21 protein-coding genes, 5 tRNA genes and 1 rRNA gene are annotated in these 20,515 nt (G+C 43.2%); 1 reads left to right on the forward strand and 26 read right to left on the reverse strand.

What is annotated here, in order from left to right:
* From H2672_RS13460 to acpS, 21 genes are all read right to left on the reverse strand, one after another.
* Positions 1–75, reverse strand: a 16S ribosomal RNA gene (locus tag H2672_RS13460); the annotation flags it as partial.
* A gap of 322 nt (positions 76–397) precedes the next feature.
* Positions 398–471, reverse strand: a tRNA-Gly gene (locus H2672_RS13465).
* Between the two features lie 104 nt (positions 472–575).
* Positions 576–662: transfer RNA gene (locus H2672_RS13470), tRNA-Leu, on the reverse strand.
* Positions 663–732: 70 nt separating this feature from the next.
* Positions 733–805, reverse strand: a tRNA-Lys gene (locus H2672_RS13475).
* Between the two features lie 148 nt (positions 806–953).
* Positions 954–1,028: transfer RNA gene (locus tag H2672_RS13480), tRNA-Gln, on the reverse strand.
* Between the two features lie 84 nt (positions 1,029–1,112).
* A tRNA-Glu gene (locus H2672_RS13485) sits at positions 1,113–1,187 on the reverse strand.
* A 186-nt stretch (positions 1,188–1,373) separates the two neighbouring features.
* Positions 1,374–1,835 (reverse strand): SprT family protein, encoded by a 462-nt coding sequence (locus H2672_RS13490; protein WP_186672196.1) that lies wholly within the window; start codon positions 1,833–1,835, stop codon positions 1,374–1,376.
* Between the two features lie 23 nt (positions 1,836–1,858).
* Positions 1,859–4,015, reverse strand: coding sequence for a Tex family protein (locus H2672_RS13495; protein WP_186672199.1), 2,157 nt, complete (start codon positions 4,013–4,015; stop codon positions 1,859–1,861).
* Positions 4,016–4,436: 421 nt separating this feature from the next.
* On the reverse strand, positions 4,437–5,033 hold the full coding sequence (locus tag H2672_RS13500) for a PP2C family serine/threonine-protein phosphatase (RefSeq protein ID WP_186672201.1): 597 nt from the start codon (positions 5,031–5,033) through the stop codon (positions 4,437–4,439).
* The gene (sigB, locus tag H2672_RS13505; RefSeq protein WP_186672204.1) at positions 5,033–5,878 is read right to left on the reverse strand and encodes an RNA polymerase sigma factor SigB; all 846 of its coding nucleotides are present in this window, start codon (positions 5,876–5,878) and stop codon (positions 5,033–5,035) included. Before sigB ends, H2672_RS13500 begins: the two co-directional genes overlap by 1 nt.
* Positions 5,853–6,326: an anti-sigma B factor RsbW gene (rsbW, locus tag H2672_RS13510; RefSeq protein WP_186672206.1), complete on the reverse strand. Its 474-nt coding sequence runs from the start codon at positions 6,324–6,326 to the stop codon at positions 5,853–5,855. The genes sigB and rsbW overlap by 26 nt, the downstream gene beginning before the upstream one ends.
* Positions 6,313–6,654: an STAS domain-containing protein gene (locus H2672_RS13515; protein ID WP_186672207.1), complete on the reverse strand. Its 342-nt coding sequence runs from the start codon at positions 6,652–6,654 to the stop codon at positions 6,313–6,315. The genes rsbW and H2672_RS13515 overlap by 14 nt, the downstream gene beginning before the upstream one ends.
* 68 nt (positions 6,655–6,722) lie before the next feature.
* Complete coding sequence (locus H2672_RS13520; protein ID WP_186672208.1) at positions 6,723–7,736, reverse strand: PP2C family protein-serine/threonine phosphatase; 1,014 nt, start codon at positions 7,734–7,736, stop codon at positions 6,723–6,725.
* Between the two features lie 14 nt (positions 7,737–7,750).
* Positions 7,751–8,152 (reverse strand): anti-sigma regulatory factor, encoded by a 402-nt coding sequence (locus H2672_RS13525; protein ID WP_186672209.1) that lies wholly within the window; start codon positions 8,150–8,152, stop codon positions 7,751–7,753.
* Between the two features lie 2 nt (positions 8,153–8,154).
* Positions 8,155–8,517 (reverse strand): STAS domain-containing protein, encoded by a 363-nt coding sequence (locus H2672_RS13530; protein WP_222439403.1) that lies wholly within the window; start codon positions 8,515–8,517, stop codon positions 8,155–8,157.
* The gene (locus tag H2672_RS13535; RefSeq protein WP_186672210.1) at positions 8,514–9,344 is read right to left on the reverse strand and encodes an STAS domain-containing protein; all 831 of its coding nucleotides are present in this window, start codon (positions 9,342–9,344) and stop codon (positions 8,514–8,516) included. The genes H2672_RS13530 and H2672_RS13535 overlap by 4 nt, the downstream gene beginning before the upstream one ends.
* Before the next feature lie 178 nt (positions 9,345–9,522).
* Complete coding sequence (locus H2672_RS13540; protein WP_067205315.1) at positions 9,523–9,873, reverse strand: type II toxin-antitoxin system PemK/MazF family toxin; 351 nt, start codon at positions 9,871–9,873, stop codon at positions 9,523–9,525.
* A gap of 4 nt (positions 9,874–9,877) precedes the next feature.
* Positions 9,878–10,168 carry a transcriptional regulator gene (locus H2672_RS13545; RefSeq protein ID WP_255452426.1) on the reverse strand — a complete coding sequence of 97 codons (291 nt, stop codon included), beginning with the start codon at positions 10,166–10,168 and terminating at the stop codon, positions 9,878–9,880.
* 133 nt (positions 10,169–10,301) lie between these two features.
* Positions 10,302–11,441, reverse strand: a complete 1,140-nt coding sequence (alr, locus tag H2672_RS13550) for an alanine racemase (protein ID WP_186672212.1) — start codon at positions 11,439–11,441, stop codon at positions 10,302–10,304.
* Positions 11,442–11,514: 73 nt separating this feature from the next.
* On the reverse strand, positions 11,515–12,522 hold the full coding sequence (locus tag H2672_RS13555) for a LolA family protein (protein WP_186672214.1): 1,008 nt from the start codon (positions 12,520–12,522) through the stop codon (positions 11,515–11,517).
* A 58-nt stretch (positions 12,523–12,580) separates the two neighbouring features.
* Positions 12,581–12,934: a holo-ACP synthase gene (acpS, locus tag H2672_RS13560; protein ID WP_186672216.1), complete on the reverse strand. Its 354-nt coding sequence runs from the start codon at positions 12,932–12,934 to the stop codon at positions 12,581–12,583.
* A 108-nt stretch (positions 12,935–13,042) separates the two neighbouring features.
* Here acpS and H2672_RS13565 point away from each other — a divergent pair, with 108 nt between their 5' ends.
* Positions 13,043–13,657, forward strand: a complete 615-nt coding sequence (locus tag H2672_RS13565; protein WP_186672218.1) for a rhomboid family intramembrane serine protease — start codon at positions 13,043–13,045, stop codon at positions 13,655–13,657.
* 374 nt (positions 13,658–14,031) lie between these two features.
* Here the strand turns inward: H2672_RS13565 and H2672_RS13570 are convergent, their stop codons facing one another.
* From H2672_RS13570 to H2672_RS13590, 5 genes are all read right to left on the reverse strand, one after another.
* Complete coding sequence (locus H2672_RS13570) at positions 14,032–15,510, reverse strand: PH domain-containing protein (RefSeq protein ID WP_186672224.1); 1,479 nt, start codon at positions 15,508–15,510, stop codon at positions 14,032–14,034.
* Positions 15,503–15,982 (reverse strand): PH domain-containing protein, encoded by a 480-nt coding sequence (locus H2672_RS13575; protein ID WP_186672225.1) that lies wholly within the window; start codon positions 15,980–15,982, stop codon positions 15,503–15,505. Before H2672_RS13575 ends, H2672_RS13570 begins: the two co-directional genes overlap by 8 nt.
* 249 nt (positions 15,983–16,231) lie before the next feature.
* Entirely contained in the window at positions 16,232–17,761 is a 1,530-nt protein-coding gene (gene cshA, locus H2672_RS13580) for a degradosome RNA helicase CshA (protein WP_304626093.1), read from the reverse strand.
* Between the two features lie 672 nt (positions 17,762–18,433).
* Positions 18,434–19,126, reverse strand: coding sequence for an alpha/beta hydrolase (locus H2672_RS13585; protein ID WP_186672227.1), 693 nt, complete (start codon positions 19,124–19,126; stop codon positions 18,434–18,436).
* Entirely contained in the window at positions 19,123–20,508 is a 1,386-nt protein-coding gene (locus H2672_RS13590; RefSeq protein ID WP_186672228.1) for a UDP-N-acetylmuramoyl-tripeptide--D-alanyl-D-alanine ligase, read from the reverse strand. Before H2672_RS13590 ends, H2672_RS13585 begins: the two co-directional genes overlap by 4 nt.
* Positions 20,509–20,515: the final 7 nt, after the last annotated feature.

The following is a 20,515-nucleotide window of genomic DNA, read 5'->3' on the forward strand; positions in this document are numbered from 1 at the left end:
GTCATTCCGCTCGACTTGCATGTATTAGGCATGCCGCCAGCGTTCGTCCTGAGCCAGGATCAAACTCTCCATAATAGAAGAAAATGAATAGCTCATTTCTTGCTGACTCGAATCCGAAGATTCTTGTATGTGTTTCTTTTCAACCAACCGAAGCTGGCTTAGTTAGAAACGTTTTGCTCAAGTGCGTTAGCACTCTTGCTGTATTTCATTGATGTTTTGCTGTTCAGTTTTCAAGGTTCATTCGCATCGGATTAAAATTGAAGTCCAACACCTTTTTTAAATTAGTTGCCATCCAAACGACAACTTCTTAAGTTTAGCATACCCTTTTCGTGAAGTCAACAGTTATTTCTAATTAACTTTCGAAGTAATAATTGCTTATGTGTTTCATAAAATAGTATGGAGCGGGTGAAGAGAATCGAACTCTCATCATCAGCTTGGAAGGCTGAGGTTTTACCACTAAACTACACCCGCATAATATTGGTACATCCGACGTTAGTTGAATGTTAACCAGTTATTCTTATTGTATCACTCTGTCCACCGAGGTAAAAGGACCTTTTAATTAAAACAAGTTTTTTTGGTGCGGTAAAGAGGACTTGAACCTCCACGGGGTTAACCCCCACTAGGCCCTCAACCTAGCGCGTCTGCCATTCCGCCACTACCGCATTGCTTTAGCGACAAACTTTATTATACACCATACAATTCCTTTGTCAATACTTTATTTAAAGTAAATGATGAGCCATGCAGGATTCGAACCTGCGACCCTCTGATTAAAAGTCAGATGCTCTACCAACTGAGCTAATGGCTCTCTATTATATAGAAGAAGTACTTCGTTTGTTCTTAGAACTGGAATACTCACTTCAAGATCCAAGTACTTCGTGCAGTTAAAACAATTGCTCCAATCACCTTCGGTGTTTGTCGCAAAACTTTTCAAATGCTTTAGCATTCTAAAAGTTTGGCTGGGGTAGCTGGATTCGAACCAACGAGTGACGGAGTCAAAGTCCGTTGCCTTACCGCTTGGCTATACCCCAACGATACCATATTCAGCCAATTGAAGATGCTGTATAAAGTTCTATACGGAATACTCTTTCCAAAACTTCGTTTTGAAAAAGTAATGGTGACCCCTACGGGATTCGAACCCGTGATACCGCCGTGAAAGGGCGGTGTCTTAACCGCTTGACCAAGGGGCCATATATAATGGTTGTCTTCTGTTCGGGAAACGCTTATGTTAATGTCGTGCGCGCCGTTCCCAACCGACTTTTCTTATTATAGACAGTGTTTCTCATTTCGTCAACACTTTTTCACCAATTAGTTTTAAGTATTATTGAGAACACGATTGGTATGCGGTTTTCGCGCCCTTATCGCATCCTCAAGAATCACTTTCCAGCTTGTATTGCCACAATTTGCCCAGCGCACTTCCCACATCTATATTTCCTAACGTCCATTCTTCTTCGCCGGTTATAAAGCAGCTTACATGATAGACACTCATATACATACATTGAATGCAGCTTCTTGTTTCCTTTTGAAAGGGGCCGGCAAAACCTTGGGGAAGATGTGTGCTTTAGCAAACTTTTAAAATCTGCATCGCGATGACGATAACCTCTTCCTTCTATATGAAGATGGTAATGACAGAGTTCATGTTTGATTACACCAACCAACTCTTCAGTCCCATGCACTTCCAAAACCAACGGATTAATTTCGATGGAATGATTTGTGAGCATATAGCGCCCACCCGTTGTCCTTAACCTTTTATTAAACCTGGCCATATGGATGAATGGCTTTCCGAATGCATTTAAGGAAACACTTTCAATAAGCTCCTTCAATTCTTCATCCGTCATAGCCATCCCCTCCTTTTTAGTCGTTATTTTGCTGACGGCGGTAACATCGTCAAAGAAATACGTCCTTTTCCTTTATCTACACCTTCCACCCACACAGTAACGATATCACCTGAAGCGACAACATCAAGAGGGTGTTTTACAAAACCTTTTTTCAATTTCGAGATATGAACAAGACCATCTTCCGTTACGCCGATATCAACAAAGGCACCGAAGTCCACAACATTCCGAACAGTTCCTTGCATTTCAAGGCCTTCGTATAGATCCTTCATATCGAGTACGTCTGCTTTTAAAAGTGGTTGCGGATAATCATCACGCGGGTCCCGATTTGGTCTTTGTAGCGTTTCAATAATATCTTTCAATGTCACTTCCCCAACATCTAACTTAATCGCTAAAGCTTTGATATCGAGAGCAGACAATGCATCTGCAGTTTCTTTCTTACCGAGCGATTTCTTGCTTGCATCCGCTTCTTCTAATACTCGCTCCGCCAATTGATAACTTTCGGGATGAATCCCTGTCGAATCAAACGGATCCTTTGCATCAGGCACCCGCAAGAAACCTATCGCTTGTTCATAAGTCTTCGCTCCGAGGCGAGGTACTTTCTTCAATTGATTACGCTTTGTAAACAATCCATTCTCTTCACGCGATTTCACAATGTTTTCCGCGACGGTCTTGGACAGACCTGCCACATATTGAAGTAGCGATGAGGATGCAGTGTTAACATCTACCCCTACCCGGTTAACAGCTGTTTCAACTACGAAAGACAATGATTCGGAAAGACGTTTTTTTGCTACGTCATGCTGGTATTGCCCAACACCTACCGAGCCCGGATCAATTTTCACAAGTTCAGATAACGGATCTTGTAAACGCCTTGCTATTGAAACTGCACTCCGCTGCTCAACTTGAAGATCAGGGAACTCATCCCGAGCTTGAGCCGACGCTGAATAAACACTAGCCCCCGCTTCATTAACAATCACATACGAAACACCTGCTTGTGCCTCTTTAATACATTCGACTATGAACAACTCTGATTCACGCGAAGCTGTTCCGTTACCAATTGCAATAATTGTGATCGGATACTTTTTCAGTAACTCCAAAATAGCATGTTTCGATTTTTCCTTTTCCATTTTGGGTTGATGCGGATAAATCACGGATATCTCAAGCAATTTCCCTGTTTCATCCACTATGGCAAGTTTACACCCTGTCCGGAATGCCGGATCAAGACCTAATACTACTTTCCCTTTCAATGGTGGTTGTAGGAGTAGACTCTTCAAGTTTTCCGAAAACACGTGGATTGCTTGCTCTTCGGCCTTTTCAGTAAGCGCCGCCCTAATTTCCCGCTCAATCGAAGGGGCAATCAAGCGTTTAAATGCATCTTCAATCGCTTCTTTTACATGCGGCGCAGAGGGCGAATGTGATTTACGGATCAACTCACGCTCAAGTCCTCCGATAATTCGTTCACTTGGAAAAGAAATACCCACACGTAAAACATCTTCTTTTTCACCACGATTTAACGCAAGAACACGGTGTGGTACGATTTTTTTCAAAGGCTCTTCATATTCATAGTAGTTTTCGAAAACGTTACGCTTATCCTCTGCCCCCTTGCGGACCGCAGATACAATCATCCCATCTGACCATGCTAACTTTCGTATGTTTTCCCGTATCGCGGCATCATCCGCAAATTGTTCGGCTACAATATCTCGAGCTCCGGCCAGTGCATCTTCAGCCGTATTTACTCCAATTTCTTCATTCAGGAAAGGCGTGGCAAGATCTTCAGGCGAACTCCCAGAAAACTCCATCAGTTTTTTCGCAAGTGCCTCAAGACCACTTTCAATCGCAATCATGGCACGTGTCCGTCTTTTTTGTTTGAAAGGCCTGTACAAGTCCTCAATTCTTTGCAACACTGTAGCGCTTTCAATCGATTTCCTCAAATCGTCATCCAGTTTACCTTGTTCGTCGATAAGACGGATTACCTCTTCTTTACGCTGTTCAAGACCTTTAACATAACTATAGGCATCTTCAACCGCTTTAATTTGCACTTCGTCCAACGAACCAGTTTCTTCTTTTCGGTACCGCGCGATGAATGGGACTGTGTTTCCTTGGTCAAGTAATGCGATTACCTTTTCAGCTTGATGTATACTGACGGCCGCTTTCCCAGCTGTAGCCTCAACAATATGCTTCATCAATAAAACCACCCTTCCTTCTATATATTCATTTTAACATAAGAAAAGCGCAAGGCGCCTTCTAGGCGCGACAGGCATAAGTCGATCCAGCGACGTGGCGCTCTTTGCCACATAGCTGGATTGCTTATGACCAAGCGGCTGGCGCCTGGAGCTAGACAATAAGAAAAGCGCAAGGCGCCTTAAAAGGAACGCAGCTTAAGTGCGCCACTTCCTGTGGCAACAGCTCCATGACCTACATCCTGTAGGCCCGCGACAGGCATAAGACGGGCTGGCGAAGCGGCGTACTTTTCCGCACAGCAGGACCGACTTATAACCCGAGCTCATAGGCGCTGGAGACTGGACGCGGAATAGCCCCTTTCGCAGGTTTTCCACGGCAGAGGTTTTTATTATTTCTTACCCGAGAAAAAAGCCCACCTCCAACTTACAGAAGTAGGCTTCCAGTTATAAATGTTGCATCGTCGCCGTGTTCAATTGAATCCAGCACTTTTCGATATAACTCATAAGGCCCTGAACTTTCCTTCATTGAAGCTTTTGGGCTTCTAAGTGTGACGCCGTCTGAATGGAGGAAGAATAGGTCACCCTTTTCATAGTTGTATTGCTGCGTCTTTAATTTTTGGGGTCTCCCTGAAAGATAGCCCATTACCGGCAAGGGATAGATCATCTTACCGCAATCATTAAGCATATAAAAACGGACATTACCAACACAACTATACTGTATTGTTTTTTTCTTGTAATCTGCTTTGACAATAGCTACTGCCGCTCCGCGTTTTTGCACCATATGTTCATTACAACGGCTAAGTAATTCGTCTATTGTTTCATGATGATATTCTTTCAACACTTTAGGAAGTATCTGAGAAGATTGGCGTGCAATCGGTCCACTACCTAAACCATCCGCAATTGCGAAGACGAAATAGTCTTCCCCTGTATGGATAAAGTAGGTATCTCCACATTCTCGATTTCCAAACTTCGCTTCCTGATAAACGTACGCTTCAACGTGCTCTGTTATTATCGAGTCCACTATAACACACCACCAGCCGACAATATCGCTTCCTGTAACTTCTTAATCGCTTTGCGCTGCAGTCTTGAAACATGCATTTGAGAGATACCAAGTCGTTCTCCCGCTTCTTTTTGGCTCAGCTGCTCAATATATGTATACTGGATGATTTGTTTTTCACGTTCCGATAAAACATCTAGAGCATTCGCAACAACCATACGCTGATCTGTTTTCTCAAAGCCACCGTCAGTTTCACCTATAATGTCGAAAAGCGTTATCGTACCTCCCTCAGAATCAGCCTCAAGGGTGTGATCCATTGAAAGTGCTTGATAACTTCTCCCCATCTCCATCGCTTCGAGGACCAATTCTTCTTCAACATCAAGGTACTCTGCAATTTCACTAACAAGTGGGGAACGTTGCATCTCTATCGTTAACGTTTCAACAGCTGCCTTTATTTTGGGCCCTAGTTCTTTTATGCGACGCGGAACATGTATGGCCCATGTCTTATCACGGAGAAAACGTTTAATTTCACCGATTACTGTTGGCACCGCGAATGCTTCAAAGCTTCTTCCGAATTCTGGATTATACCTACGTATCGCTCCGAGAAGTCCTAGCATGCCTACTTGGACAATATCTTCATGAAAGGACTTTCCATTGGAATATTTCCGGGCGATTGATTGAATAAGGCGTTCATAGTGAAGAACCAGGTTTGTCTGTGCCTCATCGTCATTGGTCTCCTGGTAGCGTTTAATCCATTCAAGGACTTCTATCTTCGTTCCGTTTTCGCGGGGAGACAGTTCGCTTTTTTCTACTTCAGGAGGAGATGGTTCTTCTGTTTTAGATTCACGAGGTGATGGTTCTTTCGACATCCTCATCCCCCCGCTCTCCACCGAGATATTTAGTCATAAATACAGTCACACCCTCCTCATGAAGAACTTTTACATCATCCATAAGTGTTTCCATTAAATAAAGACCTAGTCCGCCTTCGCGAAGAAATTGAACTTCCTCCTGTTCGTTGTATGGTCCTACGCGTTTCTTCGTTTCTTCAAAATCAAAACTTTTCCCGTGATCCGCGACCATTATTTCTAATTTATCCACAAACAAAGCACAACCAACTACAACTTCTCCATCATAATCTTCCTTATATGCGTGCTGGACTGCATTTGTAATCGCTTCACTTGAGGCAATCTTTAAGTCTTCGATTTCATCGTAAGTAAAACCAAGCCGACTTGCCAATCCTGAAATCGCGAGCCGGGCAACTCCAACATATTGTGCTTTCGCGGGAACCTTGATTTCAATGTAATCATACGGTTGCATCTTCGTCCCTACTTTCTTCCATTACGATATCCATAATTTCAGCTAAACCAGTTATTTCAAATAATCTTTTTAGGCGGGTGTTTACGCCAACAATCTTCACATGCCCACCATTAGCTTTAACAACTTTATAAAAACCGACGAAAACGCCAAGCCCAGTGCTATCCATGTATCCAACTTCAGATAAGTCTAACTCCGCTTGCATGTTTTCCACGTTTTCTGCCGATGCAAGACATTCTTTTAGTTTCGGCGCTGTAAATGCATCAATTTCGCCAACAATTTTAAATCGTTGAACACTGTCCTCTTCCACTAAGTCGACTTGCAAGTTCATAATTACACCCCGAATTTCCATTTTTTTAAAAAGCATATTATAGATACATATACCCTTCGCTTAAAGTCTTAAACCTTACCGTTCTCTTTTTTAAAGATAACAATCGTGAAATCATCACGTAAATGAAAGTTTTGGAGGTATGCAAGTCTTTGATATACTGTGTCAGCAATTACTTGGGCAGATTCGTCTTTCACTTCCACCAAAATCGACCTAATCACTTGATCATCTATGAAACCAGTATCCGTTCGCACCTCAGTAACTCCGTCCGTCATCATCGCAATAAAGTCGCCTTCTTCCAGAAGGACTGATTTCTCTTCATATACGACATTCGGATGAACACCGAGGAGAAGTCCTTTTGCATGAAGCTCTGTAAATTTCCCCGTCGACGCCTTATACAAGAGGGCAGGTTCATGTCCCGCAGTAGCATATGAAAAACTGGAGTCTCTTGCATCATACTTTCCATAAAACATCGAAATGAACATCGAATCATCCACACTTTTTTCTACAATCCTGTTAACAATATCAAGGACATTACTCGGGCTTGTATTTTCATCCTGCAAACCATCCATTCCAAACTTGATCATTGACATGCATAGTGCCGCCGGAATCCCTTTTCCTATAACATCAGCTACTGCCACACCCGCTTCGTAACTATTATCATTCAGAAAATAAATATAGTCCCCGCTCATTTGCTTAGCTGGCTCCGTTACAAATCCAATATCAAGCTCTTTGAAATCCGGCTTCCTCGTTTTCAGAAGCGTATCTTGTACTTTTGCCGCTACATTCATTTCGATTTGAATTTCTTCCTGTTTTCGAATGAGACTCTGATGTTCTCTAAGCGCAAGCCCATAATGAATCATCATTTCAATCAAAAAATCAAACGAGTGCCATAGCTTTTCCGGCATTTCAGGTAAGACCTCTGCAAGCGCCGTTTTATGAATACTGATAACTTCTTCAGGAGAAATTTCATTTTCAATGAATCGCCTGCTAAACTGTTGTCCTAAATAAAGATCTTCTTCATGTTGTCCATCAACATATTGCTGCAGTATTTCTTTATACTGCTCTACAACTTCGTCGGGCATCCATCGTCACCTCCTCACCGTAGCCATTTTGTGGTGGTAATCGTTGTACCCTTCCCTGGTTCAGTGTCCACTTTGAATTCATCCATAAGTCTCTTTACTCCCGGCATTCCTGCACCAAGTCCTCCCGATGTTGAAAAGCCGTCTTCCATTACCTTACGCATATCCGGAATCCCCGGGCCATCATCAGAAGCTATAATTGTAATCCCGTATAAATCATTTTCAGAAAGCCGCATGATTTCGATTTTCCCTTTTCCAGCGTATAAGTATATATTGCGGGCTAACTCACTAATAGCCGTCGTAATACGCGCCTGATCGACCGTTCCGAAGCCTGACTTTTTTGCTTCATTCCGGCCAAGCTGTCGAGCGGCAACAATGTCCCATTCCGTGTATATATCTACAGAAGACCGGTACTCCATGGTTAGACCTCCAATTCTTTACGAAGTTTATCCAACCCATTTTCGAGATCTAACGCTGTCAAAACATACTCCAAACGGATCCCGAGTTCAATAAGTGTAATCGCAACGGCTGGTTGGATTCCTGTAATGACGACTTTCGCTCCCATCAAACCCGACATGCTTATAACGTCCCCAAGCACTTTTGCAATAAAAGAATCGATGAAATCTATCGGTGTCAAATCGATAACGACACCTCTCGCAGACGTTTTATGCATTTTTTTCAATAAATCCTCCTGGAACTGAATTGCCGTCTGATCGTCGAGCTCCCACTGTACAGAGACGATTAACGTATCATTTAGTTTCAAAATTGGAATCCGCATATTCATGATTGTTCAACCTCCACGATTGTGCGATTCGTAAGCCTCAAGGCCTCTTGCATCCCACGTTGCAACGTGCTCGTCGTTGTGAAATCGTTCAGATTAATACCTAGCGTAACAATTGTTTGAGCAATTTCCGGTCGGATTCCAACGAGCATACACTTCGCTCCAACAAGCCGAACGGCATCGGCAGCTTGAATAATGTGATGGGCAACCATCGTATCCACCACTGGTACACCAGTTATATCAAGAAGGACTACTTCAGCACGTTGTTTTACTACACCCTCAAGCAAATTTTCCATAATCAATTTAGCCCGTTCTGTATCAATAGTACCAACAAGCGGCATGACTGAAATCTTTTCGAAAACTGGGATCAATGATGCGGATAGTTCCTGCAAAGCAATTCGCTGCAAACTAACAGTTCGGTCCCATTCCAGCGAATAGGCTTCTATGATGCTTTCACGAAGAGGCGTAATCCAGTTAGTAAAAACACGCAGAATAGATCGTAGATTGCTTTCTTCAATAACCCCTTTTTCCTCCAATAACCTGAAAGTGATTTGCGAAAAGTTTTCGATTGCCTTGTTCACAAACATTATAGACCAACCAAAACGGACTACTTTCTCAGTAAAATCATTCAATTTTTCTGAGTTTACGGTATTACTTTCCGAGATATTCGATGTCATCAGTTCTGCAAATTCCCTACTTGTCTTTTCGATAAGGTTAGCAGGCATGAAATAAAAAAAGCGTTCTCCTTTTTCTTCTTTCATGCTTGTTTGCCAGCGTTCAATAATTTCATCCATATATTGATTGATGCCCTCTACCATTCGCTTATTCATAATTGTCTCGATAAGCCTCCTTATGAATTAAAAATATCTGTAATTTCATTGTAACGAAAATAGTTATACAACACACTATTTTTGTCACGCAAATAGGAATACAAGATACTTTCAGAAACTCGAAAAATCAAAAAACACCACAGAAATGAATCCCGTGGTGCTTCTTTTATATGTATGCTCAGAATTTGATGAGGCCGAAACTTACTTCGAGCGCTTCATCGACCTGTTCCATCAAAAATTCATCTAGATGCGTAATCTTATCGGTAAGCCTCGACTTGTCGATTGTGCGGACCTGCTCGAGCAGAATAACTGAATCCCGCTCGAAGCCGTATCGTACCGCATCAATTTCAACATGTGTAGGCAATTTTGCTTTTTGAATTTGCGCAGTGATTGCCGCAATAATAACCGTCGGACTAAACCGATTGCCTATATCATTTTGGATGACTAGGACTGGCCTCGTTCCTCCCTGTTCAGAACCAACAACAGGCGACAGATCTGCAAAAAAGACGTCTCCACGTTTTATTGCCAACTTTTCATCCTCCGCTTACGAGACGTTCCACCGTATGCTGGGCTTCAAATTCCACATGCAAGCATTCCGTGGCGATTCTAAGGTTGATTTGCGACATTTCGAGATAACCGTTCATCATCTCTTCTCTGATCGTATCCGATTCATAGTCAGTTACATATCGCTTTGTCGAAATATAAACGAAATCACCACGGTCCAGTTCCTGATGGACGACCGTATGTTCATTTTCATTCAGCATCCGTTTCGGAATTTTAACAATAATTTCTTTAATGTTTTTATTTGCACGCAACGTTAGCACCTCCGACAAACCCGTTCCCTCATTTCAATACAAGTCCATCTTACCATTGTATACCGACAATGAGAAGACACGAAAGGAATTTTATTGACAGGATTCTGCAAAACTGCTAGGTTTTTTGTCGAATGTACGAATATTATATATTCTGTCCATCTTTCCCTGTGTATATTCTCGGTACTCGCTTCGCAATGGATACAGCAATTTCATATGGAATCGTACCTAGTCGTTCCGCCCACTCTTCCACAGTAACTTCTTCTTTACCTTGACGACCTATTAGAACAACTTTTTCGCCAACCAGCATTTCCCGCGGAAGCTTCACCATGCATTGATCCATGCAGATAGTTCCAACGATGGGCATCCGTTCGCCACCGATGAGTACTTCCTGCCCGCGTAGACCACGTCTCAAACCATCGGCATAACCAATCGGGATTGTGCCAATCCATTCTGCACTCGCTGTTACATAGGTACCGCCATAGCTAATTCGATTGCCCACCTCCAACAACTTCACATAAGCAAGTTCGCTTTCGATTCGCAATGATTTTTCAAGACGAAACGGCAATTTCCCTCCTACATATTCCGAAGGCGCTATGCCATAAAGTCCGATTCCGAAACGGACTGCGTCAAGCGCATATTCGGGATAGAGGAGGGTTGCCGCGCTATTCGATACGTGAACAAGTCGCGGTTTTTCCGACAACGTCTGCACTAGCCTCATGAACTTAGTAAATTGCTCCTTAGTACTTTCAGGATTTTCCCCATCTGCACAAGCAAAGTGTGTGAAGATACCGTCCAGTAACACTAGTTTAGAACGATTAACGACCGACATAAGGGACCGCAGAGCATCCTCATCCCTCAATCCGATTCTACCCATTCCACTGTCAATCTTTACATGAATCCTCAATTGTTGCATGAAGTTTTTGCTGACGTCTAATGCCGATTGCAACCACTCAGCACTCGAAACTGTTAGTATAATCCCTAATTCAGCTGCTTTTTCAGCAAATAAAAGCGGAGATGGCCCCATGACAAGAATGTCCCCACTAATACCCGCCATTCGGAGTCGTACCGCCTCGTCAGGCGTTGCCACCGATACCATTTCCGCGCCCGCTTCAAAAGTAGCTTGAGCCACTTCCACTTCACCATGGCCGTAACCGTCTGCTTTTACAACTGCAATAACTGCGGTTTCACTGCCCAAATACTCTTTCAAATTCCGAACATTGGCACGAATAGCTGCAAGATTGACGACGGCTTGCGTTGGACGATAAAGAATAGAGTCTTCCATAACAATCCCTCATTTGTATTGTAGTACTCTCTATTATCCATCCCCTGCCCTTTCTCCGTCAACCTTAGTTATATTATTTCATTCCCTCCGCTTTCATCGATCCAGCTACCTCAATCAGTTCATCTTGCGTCAACTTATCGGATGCGATGAAGAATGAAATGCCTTCACTTTCCCAACGTATTGAATTTTCCGTAAGGGCAGCAACAGTAAATCCAAGATCGACGGGATCGCCTTCAACGGAGACCGGTATTTTGTTATCCGCTCTAACCGCTGGCTCCTGAACGATAATGAACTCTTTCTCCCCACCAAAAGTCATAAATGATCGTGTACCGCTATCCATTTTCACAACTTCTTCATCAACAAGAGTGCCATCCGCCCAAGCTACTGATGGATAGTACGTTGAAAGTCCTGTTGCTTCACCATCCGCGGCTGGTTCAGTTTCTTTACCTGTATTCGTATCATCCATTTCTACGGCGTAATCGGTAGCTTTTCGCTCGACGCCAAGTGTAATCTTATTGAATGTAATGCGAATCTTTTCCACTTTGTTTTCATCCAGAACGGAGACATACGTTGGCAGCAGTGTCTTTTTGTCAATATGGATCTGCTGTGTTGGCAGAACCTTCTTATGGTTATTTCTCGTAGCTGTTTCAAAGACGTACGTTTTCTCTTTTTCCGTCATCGTTGCATTTTTATCGGCTTTAATATCTTCTGACAAGGCACCTATTAAATACGCCTGGCTATTTTGTGCAGGCCAGTCACTTTGGAACTTGTAGGTCTTACCAAGTGATGGCGTAACAACAAACACACCTTCTTTATTACGAACAATCATCTGGGAATCCTTACTACCTGCCTGCGTTACATTAACACGATAGAAAGCCGGCTTCGTATGCCAAACTGCGACTTCATAAGAACGCGGCTCAGCTCCAGTCTTAATTTCCATGGTCGCTTGCAAGTCATACCCTTTCGCTTCGTTCCACTTTCCACTGAGTTTCTTCATGACATCCTCTTTCGACGGCGATCCACATGCCGCAAGAATTACCATGACTACAACTAACAAAAGAGCAAATAGTCGGCTACGCATACAGTTCATCCTTTCTCATTTCAATCGGGTAAGTCATCTTATGAGGAGGGACGAACAATTATGCAAGAAGGATAACTTGAGCTGCTGCTACAGTTCGTGTATGAGTGATAGAAATGAAGCCAGCGATTGAATCCCCCTTAAAAAACACAGTTGGTTTACCACTTAGTTCAGGCAATATACTGATATCTAAGAAACTACAGTGTGTTCCAATTCCCGTTCCTTTTGCTTTAGCAAACGCTTCTTTTCCAGCAAAACGGCCTGCAAGGAATTCTATTTTCCGACTAGTCGTGTGAGATGCGTAAATTTCCAGCTCTTCCGCTGTTAAAATGCGCATACGGAATTTCGAAGACCTAGCATCCAACTTGGCTATTCTATCCAATTCGACGATATCAAGTCCAATTCCTGCAATCAAAATAATTCCTCCTTCCCAAGTTATCGAAAAAATCGTAATCACCTTGACCAAGTGCTGGAGCATAGACGATAAAATATGTATAATGAAGTCATAGATTGAGGTGAATACATGTTTAGCCGTACAGAAAGCTTCTCGCAATACATCCGCCTCTATCCGGTGGTTACGTTTTTCCTTACTTTGAATATCCTTATTTATCTAGTTACGCTTATCCCGTTTATCGGGCAACAAGTATTATACTATGGTATCGGGGTCAACTTTCTTATCTCAGATGGAGAATGGTGGAGACTTCTAACACCGATGTTCCTTCACGGCGGTATCATGCACCTACTGTTTAATATGTTCTCCCTTTTCATCTTCGGACCTGAACTTGAGAAAATCGCGGGTAAGGCACGCTTCCTTACAATATATATGCTAGCGGGTATTTTCGCTAATGTTGCAACGTTTTTCCTGCAAGCCCCTGATTATACAAGTCTCGGTGCAAGTGGTGCAGTTTTCGGGATTCTTGGAGCATTCGGAGCACTTGTCTATTATACAAAGCATATGTTACCGCAGCTAAGACAGATTATCCTACCCATTATTGTTATCAGTGTAATTATGACCTATATCCAGCCCAACATTAACACAACCGCCCATATCGCGGGGTTAGTCGTTGGATTTTTAATAGGACTTAGCTATTTTCACCCGAAACGGATTGTCAGTTGGAAAAGCAAGAAAAGAAGGTAAGAAAAGCGGAAGGCGCCTATAAGGAACGCAGCTTAAGTGCGCCACTTCCTGTGGCAACAGCTGCATGACCTACATCCTGTAGGCCCGCGACAGGCATAAGTCGACCCAACGACGGGGCGCTCTTTGCCACATAGCTGGATTGCTTTCAAGGAACCCAACCTAAGTACGCCGCGTCCTGCGGCAACGGCTACATAACCCACATCCTGTGGGCCTCCGAGCGGCTGGTGCCTGAAGCTAGACACAATTCTAAGTCAATAAACTTATACTTTCTTATCTTTAGTTATAGAGCAGGTTATACCTGCTCTTTTTGTCGTCTAGACCCCTGTGCCTAGCCCCTCTGTTGCTTGCGCTTTTGTTCTACCACTAGAGGTGATTCAAGCATCCTTCTCATACCATGAAAGTAACTTCTCGGCTTCCGACTCTTCCATATGATGTACTTGTGCACTAAAAGTACTCATACCCGATTTGATGTTCGTCGCTATTGTTGCTACATTTTTGCGTTTATGGAAGTAACTTTGTTTCATTTCCATCGATTGAATTCTTTTTTTCATTAAGAATGCGGTCTGAAGGCTAAAGTTCCTAAATCGCATTGTCAGCTGATTACCTGAAATTCCGTACGCAGCTGAGCGGTGTTGCCATAATCCGAAGAGGATGATGATCGGTACGATAAGGAGTGACAATAATCCGTATGGAAAGAAAAAGTATATCAATGCGCCAATTGCAGGAATCATCCATAGAAAATCGATTCGATAGAAAAAGTGCTTGCCCCGTGCCGGCAGTTTTTTAGACGGCTCTTCAAGAATAAGTTCCGGGAATATCTCTTTCAACGGTCCATAGATATCCGCTTTTTTTACCAAAGGAAATAAATTTATTTTCGCTCCTTCAACCCCGCCTCCCCCCGCACTATCAATTGCGACGGCCGCATAACCAAATAGTTGTCTAAAAGGATTCTCAATAATACGTACACTTTGAACCCTGTTCAATGGTACCGTCATCCGTTTTTTCTCAAGTAGACCACGCGTAATGACGATGTCTTCTTTTTCAAGCGATACATTAAATCCGTAATACGCCAGGAATGTCATAGCGACCGATATACCCCAAACGAGAACAAACCCTAAAAATACAGCAATCGTAACGATAAGTAGGCCAAATTTGATGAATCCCGAAATCTCTTCATACATCCATTCAAACGGGATCATTTCAGCAAATTGCGATAAGAAGATACCTACGCCCGAAAAAATAATCCCAATTCCGCCCGATGTAGTAGCCAAGATAAGCAGACCTTTCGACGACATTGTAAAGACTGATTTCCTTAGCGGTTCTTCCACTGCTTGAATTATTTCTGTCAGCTCTTCATTTCCCTGCAAAATTGCCTTCTTACCACTTTTCGCTTGCGCTATTTCCATTTCAATTCTACTTGCCGCTTCTTTCGTAATAGCGGTCAATTCCGCTTCCGACTTCTTCGAAGAGGAGCTTCCTGCTGTCTCCACTTTCACTTTGACAAGCTTGAAAGGCCGGTGCAAAATCCCTTCCGTATAATCGAGACTTTGAATTCGGTCGAACGAAATATAGCGTTTCTTTTTCACAAACAACCCATACTCAATTCTGAGTTCATTGTCCTCGAACCAGTATTCGAAACGTTTCCACTTAATAATACCCGTGATGAAAAAAGCGATAATGAGTACACTAAAAATGATGAAGGATAAATAATCCAAATACCATTTCCCAGATCCCACATCATTCAGTCCATTCGCAAACACGAGGACAATGATCGGTAGTATCGCTTCTTTCGCTGTTTTCAACACTTCAATAATCGCTGTAATCCAGTGTAATTTATAGCGCATATTAGACATCTTCTTCCGCCACCCTTGCAAGCGCTGATATCCTGCTCCGTAGTTCATCCGCCTCTTCCATCACAAGAGCAGGAATAGTATGATTCGTCGCTGCCGTTGAAATCGTGATTTCCGCCAAGTTATATTTCCGTAAAATCGGCCCTTGCGCAGTGTCTACGTGCTGAACACGCACCATTGGAATCAATGTCCGTTTGACAATAAAAATTCCATGTTGTAGCTCAATTTCTGATTCACGCACTTCATAGCGCCATCGCATCCATCTAACTTTCGGAAATAAATATATGAAAAAGTACGCAAATAGGATGACGACAACCGCAGCCACCGCGTATATCCACCATTGACCTTCAAATATATAAGCCAATACCCCCGCGCCAATTGCTACAAGTAAAAGGAATCCTGTTTCCATAATGCCGTATAATCTCCAAACCTTTAATCCTTTTTCTGATATACGATTCATCGGTTGTTCCCTCATATGAACACCTCTTCCCTTCTACTTATTCTATACGATTAAGAACGTGAAATGTTTCATTTTTATGGATTGTTATTAACGTAGCTGAGAGTACGCTGTTTACTTTTCGTATGGTGTTGTTTTGTTTAGAGATTATGTTGCATACTATCAGCTCTACGTTGTCTAGTCCTCAAATTCCCTTAAGATTTTATGGAATAAAAAAAATCCGGGTAAGCGCTAATTGCGCTACCCGGATTTTGTAAGAATTCGTTATTAACGGTCTGATTTAGTAGTACGTGAACGGCTGCTGCTTTCTCTTCTAGCTCCGTCACGGCTACCACTTGGTGCGTTTCCGCCACTTCCACCACTACGACGAGCTCCGCCGCCGCCATAACCACGACCGCCGCCACCGCTTGATGGACGACCGCCACTACGGTTGCCTTTATAGCCACCGCCACCGCCGCCGCGAGAATTTCCGCGTGATGGCAATGGACGCTCTTCCGAAATCGATACAGGTACATCATTCGGTTCGCGCGTTAATGAACGAATTGCTGCTGCAACTAATTCTGTAGCGTCATACTTCTCAAGCATTTCAGCTGCAAGTTGCTTATAATCACTTAATCCGTTTTTGTTAACAATTTCTGTAAGTTGTTCTACAGCCACACGTTGCTGACCAACAATTGCTTCGTCAGAAGACGGTGGATTTAAAGGCGTCATTTGTTTTTTAGTTGTTTCTTCAACGATCCGTAGGTAACCCATTTCACGTGGTGTTACAAACGTAACTGCTACGCCACTTTTCCCTGCGCGTCCTGTACGACCGATACGGTGAACATAGCTTTCAGGATCTTGTGGAATGTCGAAGTTATAAACATGCGTTACTCCAGAAATATCGAGTCCACGTGCCGCAACGTCAGTTGCAACTAGGATATCAACTTTACCTTCTTTGAACTGCTTAAGGACTGACATTCGTTTAGCTTGCGTCAAGTCGCCGTGAATTCCTTCAGCAATGTATCCGCGGATACTTAGTGCATGTGAAAGTTCATCTACGCGACGTTTCGTACGTCCGAAGATAATTGCAAGTTCAGGTTGTTGAACGTTTAGCAAACGTGAAAGGATGTCGAATTTCTCGCGTTCTTGTGATTTCACGAAGAACTGTTCGATATTTTCAACAGTCATTTCTTTAGACTTGATTTTAACCATTTCCGGATTTTTCATGAACGTTTCTGCAATTTTGCGGATTGGTCCAGGCATTGTAGCCGAGAATAGAAGTGTTTGACGCTCAGACGGTACACTTGCAAGAATTGTGTTGATGTCTTCGATGAAGCCCATGTTCAACATTTCATCTGCTTCGTCAAGTACAAGTGTTTGTACACCGTCTAATTTCAATGTTTTACGTTTGATATGGTCAAGAATACGTCCTGGCGTACCAACGATAATTTGTGGGTTATTGCGCAATGCACGGATCTGACGTCCGATTTCCTGTCCACCGTAAACAGAAAGAATGCGTACACGTTTGTCAGCACCAATTCTGTAGATTTCTTCAGAAACCTGAATAGCCAATTCGCGTGTTGGAGCAATTACAAGTGCTTGTACTGCAGTGTTTCTGACATCAACCTTTTCGATGATTGGAATACCAAATGCAGCTGTTTTACCAGTACCAGTTTGTGCCTGGCCGATAACGTCGCGACCTTCCATACCAAAACGGACAGTACCTTCTTGGATTGGTGTTGCTTCTTCAAACCCCATTTTAGATAGTGCGCGTTGTGTTGATTCACTGATGTTTAATTCTGAAAAATTAGTCAAACTTATCAATCTCCTTTGTTTTTTCATTTGACAATTGGTTACATTTGCAAATGAAGGCACGGCAAATTCGAGCCTGTTAAAAGGGAACGTTTCCGATATTTTGCATTCTCTATAGTATAAGTAGAGGTTATGGTTGAAAAGGAAAGCCCGGTCTTTGCCGAGCGGTTCGATCAACGGACTAATCGTCCAACTTATATGAGCAAACCGTTATATTCAAAAAAAAGTACCCTTCACTTATTGAAGAGTGCTACGTAAATGTATCCAATGTTCATCATAGTATACCACGGGAAAAAGCACTTCGCAATCAATCCGCTTAAGTAGTAATAATCAGATTACTCAAGGGAAAGCGGAAGCGGCCGCCTAGACGCGACAGGCATAAGTTGGACCTGCGAAGCGGCGTTCTTTGCCGCATAGCTGGTTCCACTTATGACCCGAGCGTCTGGCCGCTGGAGCTAGACATCAAGGAAAAGCGGAAGCGGACTGACTAGGGAACGCAACCAAAGTACGCCGCTTCCTGCGGCAATGGCTGCATGACCTACATCCTGTAGGCCCGGCATAAGCTGGACCTGCGAAGCGGCGTTCTTTGCCGCATAGCTGGTTACACTTATGACCCGAGCGCCTGGCCGTTGGAGCTAGACATCGACGAAAAGTGGAAGCTTCACGTACCCGTGGTCAGTCCTCTCTCATAAACCGCAGCACTTCATTGAACCAATTGTCACAGTCATCGCTGTAACAGATATGATGCTTCCCAACAGGTGATTTTATGAATTCCTTTTTTTCGGAGCCAAGTTTTTTTAGTAAGTGTTCTGCGGTAGTAATTGGAACAATTCCGTCTTTCTCGCCCTGAACAATACATACAGGTGTTTTAATCAAACCATAATAAGGTTTGACGATGCTCACAATGCGTAAAAACTCGAACACGGCCCGCAGCGGCGTGTGCGTCATCTTGTACTCGTACAGATGATAAAATGAATTTGGTGGATATTTTGTCAGAAGCGGTTTTGCCAACATGATTCTCATTTCTTTCAGAAGAATGCGCGGACTTATATATTTTGCAGCCGCACTTAACAGGACAAGTTTATCGATTTTATACCGCAGCGAAAGATACATCGCAATCAGTCCACCCATCGAAAAGCCGACCACGATTACACGGTCGACTTCTTTCTGTAGCCTTTTAAGTGCAAGTTCAGCTTCCATCAGCCAAGAATCAGCGGACCCTTTTTCAAGATTGAGCGTGATGCCATGGCCCGGCAATGTCGGTATAGCTAACTGCCAGTTCGTTCTCACTTTCAGGAAATTCACAAGCGGTCGTACTTCTAGTGGACCGCCTGTAAAGCCGTGTATGAATAGCACGCCAGTTTTCATTTCCCGGCTCCTTTGCCCATCAGATCTTCTAGAATATGTTCCAGTGCCATTCCGCGCGACCCTTTTAATAAGACAATTGAATCTTTACTTGTATATTCCCTGAGTGTGTCCACAATTGGCGTATAATCTTTTTCTGACCATAAAAGCCGCATTTCCATGCCGCCATTTTCCAATTTATCATGTAGCCATTTCATTCGCGGCCCATATAGCAGAATGCCTTCTAGCTTCATATTAGAAAGTTCATCGGCTAGATTTTCATGATAAACCTGTTCTTCGTCACCCAGTTCTAACATATCAGCAAGTACAACCCATTTTTCTTTACGTAATCCTGTGTCCTCCATGAAAGCAAGCGCTGCACGCATTGATGTCGGTGCTGCATTATATGCGTCATTAATGAACAGGGCACCAGTATCGACACTAACCGGCTGCATACGCATATCCGTTAAGGACGCTTGGCGAAGTGATCCACGGATGTCATCGTCACTGATAGCTGCTTCATTCGCAATAAGAATCGCAGCCAATGCGTTTTTCACTTGATGTGCGCCGTATACAGGGATTGTGAATTCTCCGTCTAGTAAGCCCGTGACTGTAAAGCGACTTCCTTCATCGCCAGATTCAATCTTTTCGAGTGACAACAGCGTTTCTTTTTCGTAGCCAAATGAAACAGCTTGAACAGCAGATAGCTGATCCACAAGTCCTTGCAGAAGCGGTTCATCGCCGTCATAAAACAGTTTTCCACCCTCTTGCAGTCCGTCGATTATTTCGAATTTTGCTTTGGCGATACCTGCACGTGATCCAAGATCCTGCATATGCGCTTCCCCGATATTCGTAATAACAGCAAAGTGCGGTTTCGCTAATTTCGATAAAAAGGAAATTTCTCCGAACCCGCTCATACCCATTTCCAAGATTGCAAACTCGGTGTCTTCTTCAAGTGACAATATCGTGAGCGGTAATCCAAGTTCGTTATTATAATTGCCTTCCGTTTTTCGCACGTTAAAATATGGCGCCAAAACACTTGCAATTAAATCCTTTGTTGATGTTTTGCCATTCGAGCCTGTTATTCCAACGACTTTACAATGAAGCATCCCTCGGTAAACACGTGCCATTTCCTGGAGCGCCAACTCGGGATCCTCGACAAAAATTAGCGGCAAATTTGCAGGTGGATTCGGTTCATCTTTCATCCATAAAGATGCGACCGCGCCCTGTTTAATCGCTTGTTCCACATAAGCGTGACCGTTCACTTGTTCTCCACGAAAAGGAATAAATAAATCTCCAGCTGATGCAGTTCGCGAATCAATGGACACACCCGTTGCGAATATGTCTTCTAAATTTTGGCCGGCCGCTTGTATCCAATCAGCGATTTCGGTTAACTTCCGTTTCACTTCAAAT

The organism is Sporosarcina sp. BP05 (assembly GCF_014282005.1).
GTDB lineage: Bacteria > Bacillota > Bacilli > Bacillales_A > Planococcaceae > Sporosarcina.